The sequence below is a fragment of the uncultured Nostoc sp. genome (genome assembly GCF_964245445.1).
Classification (GTDB): domain Bacteria; phylum Cyanobacteriota; class Cyanobacteriia; order Cyanobacteriales; family Nostocaceae; genus Nostoc.
In genome coordinates this window covers 1-9,181 of record NZ_CAXTNE010000295.1, presented here as the reverse complement: position 1 = coordinate 9,181, position 9,181 = coordinate 1, and the positions used below count along the sequence as shown (strand labels likewise).

Genomic DNA, 9,181 nt, shown 5'->3' with positions numbered 1-9,181 from the left:
AGTTTGAGATTACTCAGGTTGAGTGTAGCTATACCTGTGTTCTTAATAGTGAAAGTTTTAGTTACGGTACTACCAACAACGACCTCGCCAAAGTTAATAGGTGTAGTGCTGTTATCTGCAATGTCAACTGTGCCATCGAGAACTTCAATTTCGGGGGTAGGAGTCTTATTGGTGGGGGCTTCGTATGCACCAATATCAGTCAATACACTGCCATTGCCATCGCCATCTAGAGGAACAATCTTAGTAATGCTATTGAAGGCATTCGAACCAGCATCGATCGCAGGACTTCCAGGTTTAAGCCTAAAGTCATGATTCGCTGCATTAACAAACAATGGGTCTTTGTTTAAAACATTTCCTGATCCTGTGCCTTTAAAATCTCCGTTGTAAGCAAGGTTATTGTTAAATGAAGTATTACTAGAACTAACAATAGAAGTGGCAGATTCTCCGTCACTTGCATACATAATATTATTATAAACCTGAACATTGTTAGCCCTGTTAAGGAAAATTTCTCCGTCTGAGATTTCTTGTGAATTTTGGTAAGTTGTATTATTCACAATGTCTACAGGGTTTTCTCCTTTGAAAATCTGAATACCTGCGCCACCATTGTTGTAAACTAAGTTATTACTGATTAAGGCTTTGCCCTGGTATGCAACATTATCAATATAAGAAGTGTCAAGCATTATTCCATGACCCTCTGTTACTTTTCCTGCATTCACCCAAGGAACTAATTGTTTATTATCAAAAGAGGTGTTGCCTTCAATAATTACTTTGTAATCTGTTACGTTGTTATCGGAATTCCAAAGGTGAAGCATTGTAATTCCTTGGTTTCCATGAGGTGAGTACCAAGCATTTCCAGAAACCACATTGTTTTTTACTATAATGTAGTCTACTTCTGCTGTTACAATCCCGCCTCCTGGAAACTTAGAAACGTTGTTATTGCTAATTGTGATGTGATGTGAACGCTGATGTTCGTCGTCATCGATATATGTAACGTTAATACCGTTCCCAGATGTTGCTGGCTCGGGCTTGTCTTTATGTTCGAGCGCATATTGTAATGTAGTTTCATCTCGCGATCCTACCAGCGTCAGCCCATTAATGACTACATAAGAAGACCCTGTAATGGAGATAGCATTCCAATTGTTTGTGTGTGCTTCTAAAACAGGTGTGTGTCCAGGATAAGCAGTAAATGTAATCGGCGCCTTAGCAGTACCGTGCTTATCTGAAATACTCAGGATATCAGAATAAATATTTGTGTAAGTACCATTCATGACGTAGACGGTATCACCTGCCTTCACCAAGTCCCCAGCTTTTTGGAGGGTGCGAAATGCAGATTTTTCGTCCAAACCATCATTTTTATCACTGCCTGTTCCAGAAACGTAGTATGTGTTGCCAGCCATAAGATTAACTCCGAATGTTTATAAGTGGAATTGTTAGTAAGTTCTCAGCAATAAACTATGTTGCTAAGTAGTTATTTGAATGGATGATTTATCTGTACTTTTCAAGGCAGTCGCAGTTGTGCGATGGCGTACCCGCCCTTTCCGGTGGCGATCGCAAAAAAGAAATCGCGTTTTTTGTAGAAAAACTGTTATAAAAATGAAAATTTTTATCCGATTAACCGTTGATGGTTAAAATAGGGATGTCGATACCGTCAATCGTCAGTGTTTTATTGAGGGTAATCGGACAATTTGCACGCAGACAAGGCAGCGCAAAGCCAAAGACGTTTCCTGTCATCTCTGCGTTTTATTGAGTGGTCAAAATTGAATTGGTTGAAACTTTAGTAGGTTTACCCCTTAACTTAAGGGAACTAATGTAACAACTTGGTCGAACTTGTTGTAAGCGGTGTAACTGAGCCTTGTGAACTTATGTATTAAAACTAACCTTCATTTAGCAGATCAAAATCAGTAAATATTCTGAATATAGTTATTTTTTTTACAACAAAGACAAAATTTTTATGGAGATGTCGTGGTGAAGTGCTGTTAATTTCCAGAGTGATATAGGAGTGGAGAGCGCTTTGTGCAAGGTTTTGATGAAGTTTCTCTAAAAATTTTTAAAGAAGCGATGCCTTCTTTACTAAACGCCCCGCTACCCCTAACAGCACTTTTAAGTCAGGTTATCGTAAATCTTTGTGGTTGCGATCACAAAGGAGGCTGGAAAGAAGAAGGTTTTGGTCTAGTTCATCAATCTTTGAGATAGTTTGGTTTGATGGTGCCAACTTACTTAATCTTCATAATATGAACACTGAAATAAACTCCAGAATACCCGTTGCTTTGACTATTGCTGGTTCAGATAGCGGTGGCGGTGCAGGAATTCAAGCTGATTTACGTACCTTTGCTTTTCACTGTGTCCACGGTACTAGCGCTATAACCTGCATCACGGCACAAAACACTTTAGGAGTGAAAAGGGTTGATGCCATGCCAACAGAGGCTGTTGTGGCGCAAATTCAGGCAGTAGTTGAGGATATTGGCGTACAAGCTGCCAAAACGGGAATGTTGCTTAATCAGGAAATTATTTTTGCTGTTGCCCAGCAGGTGGAAGCTTTACAAATCAATAATTTAGTAGTTGATCCGGTAATGGTTTCACGTACAGGGGCACAATTGATTGACGATGATGCTGTGAAGACTCTATGCCATGCCCTGATTCCCAAGGCGCTTATGATCACGCCGAATCGCTACGAAGCCCAGATTTTAAGCGGTTTACAAATTAATTCTTTGGAGGATATGCAAGCTGCTGCTGAAATTATTTACAAGACTTTACGGACGAAGGCTGTTTTAGTCAAGGGCGGAGGTATGCAGGGAGATTTACGTGGTGTTGATATCTGGTTTGATGGGGACAAGTTGGAAGTTTTGACTTCCCAGCAGGTAGAGACAAAAAATACCCACGGTACCGGTTGTACACTATCGGCTGCGATCGCTGCTAATCTGGCCAAGGGACAAGGCTTGTGGCAGGCAGTGCAAGAGGCAAAGAAGTATGTGACTACCGCACTCACTTACGCCCTAGATATTGGCGAAGGGCAAGGCCCTGTAGGACATTTCTTCCCATTGTTACGAAATTAACCTTATCAAGGGAAGCGGGGAAGAAGCAGAGGAGAGGAATTTTCCCCCTGCTCCCAGCTTCTTTGCCTCTTCCCAATTCCCAATGCCCCAATAATAAATCTTTGCTCTTTCGGCATTTTTCTATTATTCTTGGGCATAGTTTCAGGGCTGACTATCTTTGTTAGCATCTCTGTACGACCTACTTACTTTGATTTTTAATACCAGTCCCCGATGCGAACAACCATAGGTTCAGTTCACAGGAATTCGCCAACACCGACTACTCAAGCCTCCCCTCCCTCTGTACCACTTTCTGTATATAGGGAATTATCAACAGAGTTGCAAGCAACACAAGCGAAGCTACATGCACTTACCACCAAAAATCAGCAATTAGCACAAGAAAATCAACTATTACGCCAAGAAATTACCAAAGTTGTTGAGTCTTTTTCTCATTTGCAAAAGTTTGTGGATTCCCATACTGCCCCTGGTTATCACGAAGTTCCCCAAGCTTCTAATGATATTAAAAATGCCACTAAAGTGCCAGTAACACAAGCGGGTCCACCTCAGCAGGTTTCTCGTTCGCATCCACCCGTTACTCCCAAAACACCACCCAAAAAAAGCCGCCGCCAAGACTTTTCTACACCTGTAATGGAAATGAATTTTCCGATACCACAACCAGTTTATATAGAAGAGCAACAAGTAAGTTATTATCCCACTACTGAGCCAGATGCTAAGGAACTCAATGGCTTGTGGTTAATTATCACCATATTGTTAATCATGCTTACTGCCTTTAGTGCTGGATATTTCGTTGTGCGTCCCTTGTTTGAACATCAGAAACGTTAGTTGACACTCCTACAGTCATCAGCACCAAGCTTTCGAGCTACCGAGCAATTTCTCTGCAATCATTCTCTAAAATATCTGAGCATATCTGCTCAATGGCGGAATTTATTTATTTTTAGGTTATAAAAGCTACATAAAATGCTAAATTGACAGCAACTTCTTTATGTTACAACCTTAAAGATTATCTAATTAATAAATCCTTGCTGCTTTTCATGTCCCAAACCCTCAAGCAAAGCATCTACACTTTAAAAAAGTGGTAATTATTACATATATTTTAGGAAAAGCACTGCTAGTTACAGCTTCAGACAAAGGATCTGGTTAGATATATAAACGAAGCTAGTAGAAGTCAGGAGTCAAAAAGATGAAAAAAGTAGAAGCTATTATCCGCCCATTTAAGCTAGATGAGGTAAAAATTGCCTTGGTTAATGCTGGTATTGTCGGCATGACTGTTTCTGAAGTCCGGGGATTCGGACGGCAGAAAGGCCAAACTGAACGGTATCGTGGTTCTGAGTACACAGTTGAGTTTCTGCAAAAACTCAAAGTGGAAATCGTCGTTGATGACAATCAAGTTGATATGGTGGTAGACAAAATTATTGCTGCTGCCCGCACTGGTGAAATCGGCGATGGTAAAATTTTCATCTCGCCTGTTGAGCAAGTGATTCGGATTCGCACCGGCGAAAAGAACACAGAAGCAGTTTAAAAAAGTTATGAGTTAAGAGTTATGAGTTAAGAGTTATGATTTGTGAGTCAAGACTAAATGAGTGAAGATTTAGTAAAATTCATAAATCTAAACTCCCAATTCCTAACTCTTAATTCTCTCTAGCTGCGGAAGTAAAGCTGTAAAAGCCTTGCCTCTATGGCTAATTGACCCTTTCAGATCCCGTGTCATCTCAGCAAAGGTCAATTGCAACTCTTGCACATAAAAAATTGGATCGTAGCCGAAACCACCATCACCACGCGGTGCATGGATAATTTCGCCGCGACAAATACCTTCAGATTCTAATATGATCGCACCATCAGGACGAGCGATCGCTACTGCACAAACAAATTGAGCTTGTCGATTTACCTCGTTGTCTAATTCCCTCAATAGCCTAGCAATGCGTTCTGAGTCGGTTTTGGCGTAACGCGCAGAATATACCCCTGGTGCGCCATTTAAAGCATCTACTTGCAAGCCCGAATCATCAGCAATTGCCCAGTTTCCTGTAGCTTTAGCAATTTGTGATGCTTTTAGACAAGCGTTGGCGGCAAAGGTTTCGCCTGTCTCTTCGATTTCCAAATCTTCAGGTTTGAGGGTTAATTCCCAACCAGAATTTTCCAGATAAGCTTGCATTTCCCGCAACTTACCTGGATTTCCTGTAGCTACTACGAGTAATTTGGTCATTAGTCATTGGTCATTGGTCATTGGTCATTAGTCATTGATCATTTACCAAGGACAAAGGACTCATGACTAATGACTAATAATTAATTTTACTCTGCCCAGTGTTTCGCCCAAGCAAGAGTTTGATGCACTTGCTCAATTGTTGGGGCTTCGCAGTAAAGGCGTAAAACTGGCTCAGTACCGCTAAACCGAATCATTAACCAGCTTCTATCAGCGAGGCGATACTTGTAGCCGTCAATTGTCTGGCAATCAATCACTGCTAACCCGGCGATTTCTGTTAAGGGTTGGGTTTGCAGTTGTTGCAAAAGACGCGATCGCACTTCCATACTTGCTAAGGGTAAATCAATGCGATCGTAAGCTGAAATAAACCCTGTTTGTTTCTGCAAGTAGCGGTAATACTCACCTAAATCCAAACCAGATTCTACAATCGCCTCTAGGACGTATAATGCTGACAGCAGTGCATCGCGTTCGGGTATATGGCTGCCATAGCCAATTCCTCCTGACTCTTCGCCGCCCAGCAAAACTTTTGCTGCTAACATTCTGTCAGCGATGTATTTATAACCAACTGCTGTTTCAAATACCGACAGGTTATGTAGTGCTGCCACCAAAGGCATTAAGTCGGAACCACTAACAGTTTTGACTATTTCACCCTTAAAGCCGCGCCGCAGGGTTAAATGGTCGATTAATATCGGGATTAATACTTGGGAACTTAGGAAGTTGGCTTCCCCATCTACAGCCGCAATGCGATCGCAGTCCCCATCAAATACCAACCCTACAGTTAAACCTGATTTATCTGTTTCTTGGTGAGTTTTGATGACTTCAAATAACTTTGAAAGGTATTTAGGCAAGGGTTCCGGCGCACCACCACCAAAGAGGGGATCGCGTTCTGAGTTGATTTCTTTGACCTGATTGCCTAGTAGTCTCGCCAATCCGCCAGCCGCCGCGCCATGCATAACATCGGCAAATAATGTCAATTTGCCAGAGGCGATCGCTTCTCGAATTTTGGCAATATCAACTTTACCTTCTAATGCTTGGGTATAACTGGGCCAAGGATCAAATTTCTCTTGCTTCCCTGGAGTAGCTGCTAATGCTACTCCAACCGACAACTGCGTTTCGATCTCTTTTGTGACTTCTGGCGGCACTGACCCACCAAAACAACCCTTAACTTTTAATCCCAAATATATGCCAGGATTATGGCTAGCTGTAATGACCAGCGCCCCTAAAGCATTGAGTTGTTTTGCTGCCCAACTATAAGCTGGGGTTGGGGCAAAGTTTTCGCTCAATAGCACATCAAATCCGACAGAGGTGACAGTATCAGCAACAGCACGAGCAAAATCTTCGGCCATAAATCGGCGATCATAACCGACAATTATTGTCCGGCTACCCACCGTAGAAAAATATGTATCATATAATACTTTTGCGGCAACTGGCGCGACCAGGGCTAGGCGTTCAAAGGTGAACTCGTCACCAATAATGCCCCGCCAGCCGTCTGTACCAAACTTGATTGAGTTAGCTACAACTGGCATCTAAGTATCCTAACTGTCTACTTGAGGATTCTAGCATTTATACAGTGTACAAAGTAAAAAAAGAATCTAGTAATAATATGTACTAATAATATTTAACAGTAAATTGGGCAAATTTGTGCATTCTAGAAGTGTGATTGTCCCGGAATTATACTGTTGCAGACATTATTTTAAGTCGTGTTTAAGTCCTATTAAAACTCCATTAATGAGTCTTTGATACTTTGCCAACGCAGAGCATAATTTCACTCCTGTGCCTTCTGCTATATTTAGTCTTTGCTTTGACCAAATAATGAATTATGTTGACTACTTCGCTATGCAAGACCAGTATTTCCGGTAAAATCAAATTCTGAGGACTGTGGATTTGGGAGAAATTTGGGGTGCCTACACTTGGCGTTAACATTGACCACATCGCCACCATCCGGCAAGCACGGCGGACAGTAGAACCTGACCCTGTGGCGGCGGCGGTGCTGGCAGAATTAGGGGGTGCAGATGGAATTACGGTGCATCTACGGGAAGATCGGCGGCATATCCAAGATAGGGATGTGCTATTGTTACGGCAAACAGTGCGATCGCATCTTAATTTAGAAATGGCCGCTACAGATGAAATGCTAGCGATCGCTCTCGATATCAAACCAGATTATGTAACTTTAGTCCCTGAAAAGCGCGAAGAAGTCACAACAGAAGGCGGATTAGATATTATCGGGCAAATTGCTAGAATAGGTGAGATAGTCGATAAATTGCAAAGCGCTAACATTCCGGTTAGTTTATTTATTGACGCCGAGTATGCACAAATCGAAGCATCTGTCAAGGTGCAGGCGCGATTTATTGAATTGCACACCGGACAATATGCTGAGGCTAAAGATGAGACAAATCGCCAGCGAGAATTAGCCATATTAGGTAAGGGGTGTGAACAAGCGATTCAAGCTGGATTGCGAGTCAACGCTGGTCATGGACTCACCTACTGGAACGTCTATCCAGTAGCAGGGCTTCCAGGTATGGAAGAACTGAACATTGGTCATACCATCATCAGTCGGGCAGCATTAGTAGGTATGGAAAGGGCAGTCCGCGAGATGAAACAAGCTATTAAGAGGGAGTAGGGAATAGGGAATGGGGAATAGGGAATGGGCATTGGGCATTGATAAATAAATATTCTCCTCTGCTTCCCCTGCCCCCTGCCTCCTGCCCCCACTCCCCACTCCCGTATCTTAAAAGAGGGGTTGTCTACTGCGAAATCTAGAAATTGAGAGCAAACCTTCAGCAAAAACTTCTATGAGCCCTACACAGTCTAATAACCTTCCGCTTTGGGTACAGGATAGAGATAAGGTAATAGCAGAAAGCACTGATGTCGAGTGGCGTTATCAGACACCGCCTGATTATTCCCGTTCTAAAGAGAATCTCGCTCAAGAAAGTACCTATAATCACCTTGAAGGTACACTGGAAGCGATCGTGCAAAACTTGGTGCGAACCTTCGAGATGGAGGTATCCTTTAAGGCTAACCCGCAAGAGTGGTTATCTATTGTGAATGACAAGTTTCGTGTAAGTACCAATGGCGGAGTCGAGTACACAGCAGCAGATGTATCAGCCCAAGGTACTTACAATTTATTTATGGCTGATTCAGAACACTACAAGGCTTCTGAAGAAAGCTTTGAATCATCCGCAAAAGTCTTCCATACAACATTTCCCCAAGGATTTCCTTGGGAAGTGCTGGAAGTTTTCTCAGGGCCACCAAATGTCACATTCAAATGGCGGCATTGGGGACATTTTAAAGGAGAATACAAAGGCCATGCACCTACTGGAGAGACAGTAGAAATTATCGGCATGAGCATTGCAAAAGTTACCGATGACTTGAAGGTTATTTCCTTGGAACACTACTTCGACAATAATTTGTTCTTGGAAAAGCTAACATCTGGTGGCAAACAGATAAATGCCCAAAAGCAGGGAAGTGCTTGTCCGTTCAGTTCTTGGTTCAAGAAATTGCACAAGAGTTAGTTTTTAGGGGTACAGAGTGCAGCACTGTGCCCTTAAATTATTCACATAGCAACCATAAGGATGAAAATGCAAACATATTATTACGTTTTAGCCAGTCAAAAATTTCTTCTCGAAGAAGAACCGACACACGAAGTTCTCAAAGAGCGCACTCGTCACTACCACGAACAAGAAAAACAAATAGATTTTTGGTTAGTTCCGCAACCAGCTTTTTTGGAAACACCGCAGTTTACAGAGCTAAAGGCGAAGTGTCCTCAACCAGCAGTAGCAATTATTTCTACTAATCCCCAATTTATTACTTGGTTAAAACTGCGTTTAGAATACGTTAGTACTGGTAAATTCCAGGCTCCTTCTGAGACGATTCCAGATGCATTGGCATCGTTGGCTGCCGTCTCTTAGGTATGGGGCATGGGGCATGGGGCATT

The 9,181-nt window shown here is 42.3% G+C and carries 10 protein-coding genes; 7 read left to right on the top strand and 3 right to left on the bottom strand.

What is annotated here, in order from left to right; translation table 11 throughout:
• A partial coding sequence (locus tag ACFE90_RS32130; protein WP_375506372.1) for a right-handed parallel beta-helix repeat-containing protein occupies positions 1-1,397 on the bottom strand: 1,397 nt, incomplete at its 3' end.
• A gap of 616 nt (positions 1,398-2,013) precedes the next feature.
• Between ACFE90_RS32130 and ACFE90_RS32125 the strand changes: the two genes are divergently transcribed.
• The 4 genes from ACFE90_RS32125 (at position 2,014) to ACFE90_RS32110 (ending at position 4,569) form a co-directional block, all read left to right on the top strand.
• Positions 2,014-2,193, top strand: coding sequence for a hypothetical protein (locus ACFE90_RS32125; RefSeq protein ID WP_375506371.1), 180 nt, complete (start codon positions 2,014-2,016; stop codon positions 2,191-2,193).
• 38 nt (positions 2,194-2,231) lie between these two features.
• Complete coding sequence (thiD, locus tag ACFE90_RS32120; protein WP_375506370.1) at positions 2,232-3,053, top strand: bifunctional hydroxymethylpyrimidine kinase/phosphomethylpyrimidine kinase; 822 nt, start codon at positions 2,232-2,234, stop codon at positions 3,051-3,053.
• A gap of 210 nt (positions 3,054-3,263) precedes the next feature.
• A complete protein-coding gene (locus ACFE90_RS32115; RefSeq protein ID WP_375506369.1) occupies positions 3,264-3,872 on the top strand; it encodes a hypothetical protein in 609 nt (202 codons plus the stop codon).
• 358 nt (positions 3,873-4,230) lie between these two features.
• On the top strand, positions 4,231-4,569 hold the full coding sequence (locus tag ACFE90_RS32110; protein WP_012410794.1) for a P-II family nitrogen regulator: 339 nt from the start codon (positions 4,231-4,233) through the stop codon (positions 4,567-4,569).
• Positions 4,570-4,671: 102 nt separating this feature from the next.
• On the opposite strand, the gene rdgB is transcribed toward ACFE90_RS32110, so the two are convergent.
• Together rdgB and ACFE90_RS32100 are read right to left on the bottom strand one after the other, a co-directional pair.
• Complete coding sequence (gene rdgB / locus ACFE90_RS32105) at positions 4,672-5,250, bottom strand: RdgB/HAM1 family non-canonical purine NTP pyrophosphatase (protein ID WP_375506368.1); 579 nt, start codon at positions 5,248-5,250, stop codon at positions 4,672-4,674.
• 86 nt (positions 5,251-5,336) lie between these two features.
• Positions 5,337-6,773: a phosphoglucomutase/phosphomannomutase family protein gene (locus ACFE90_RS32100; RefSeq protein ID WP_375506367.1), complete on the bottom strand. Its 1,437-nt coding sequence runs from the start codon at positions 6,771-6,773 to the stop codon at positions 5,337-5,339.
• A 374-nt stretch (positions 6,774-7,147) separates the two neighbouring features.
• On the opposite strand from ACFE90_RS32100, the gene ACFE90_RS32095 reads away from it, so the two are divergent.
• From ACFE90_RS32095 to ACFE90_RS32085, 3 genes are all read left to right on the top strand, one after another.
• A complete protein-coding gene (locus tag ACFE90_RS32095; RefSeq protein WP_375506366.1) occupies positions 7,148-7,867 on the top strand; it encodes a pyridoxine 5'-phosphate synthase in 720 nt (239 codons plus the stop codon).
• Between the two features lie 172 nt (positions 7,868-8,039).
• Entirely contained in the window at positions 8,040-8,759 is a 720-nt protein-coding gene (locus ACFE90_RS32090) for a SnoaL-like polyketide cyclase (protein ID WP_375506365.1), read from the top strand.
• A gap of 66 nt (positions 8,760-8,825) precedes the next feature.
• Complete coding sequence (locus tag ACFE90_RS32085) at positions 8,826-9,155, top strand: MgPME-cyclase complex family protein (protein ID WP_375506364.1); 330 nt, start codon at positions 8,826-8,828, stop codon at positions 9,153-9,155.
• Positions 9,156-9,181: the final 26 nt, after the last annotated feature.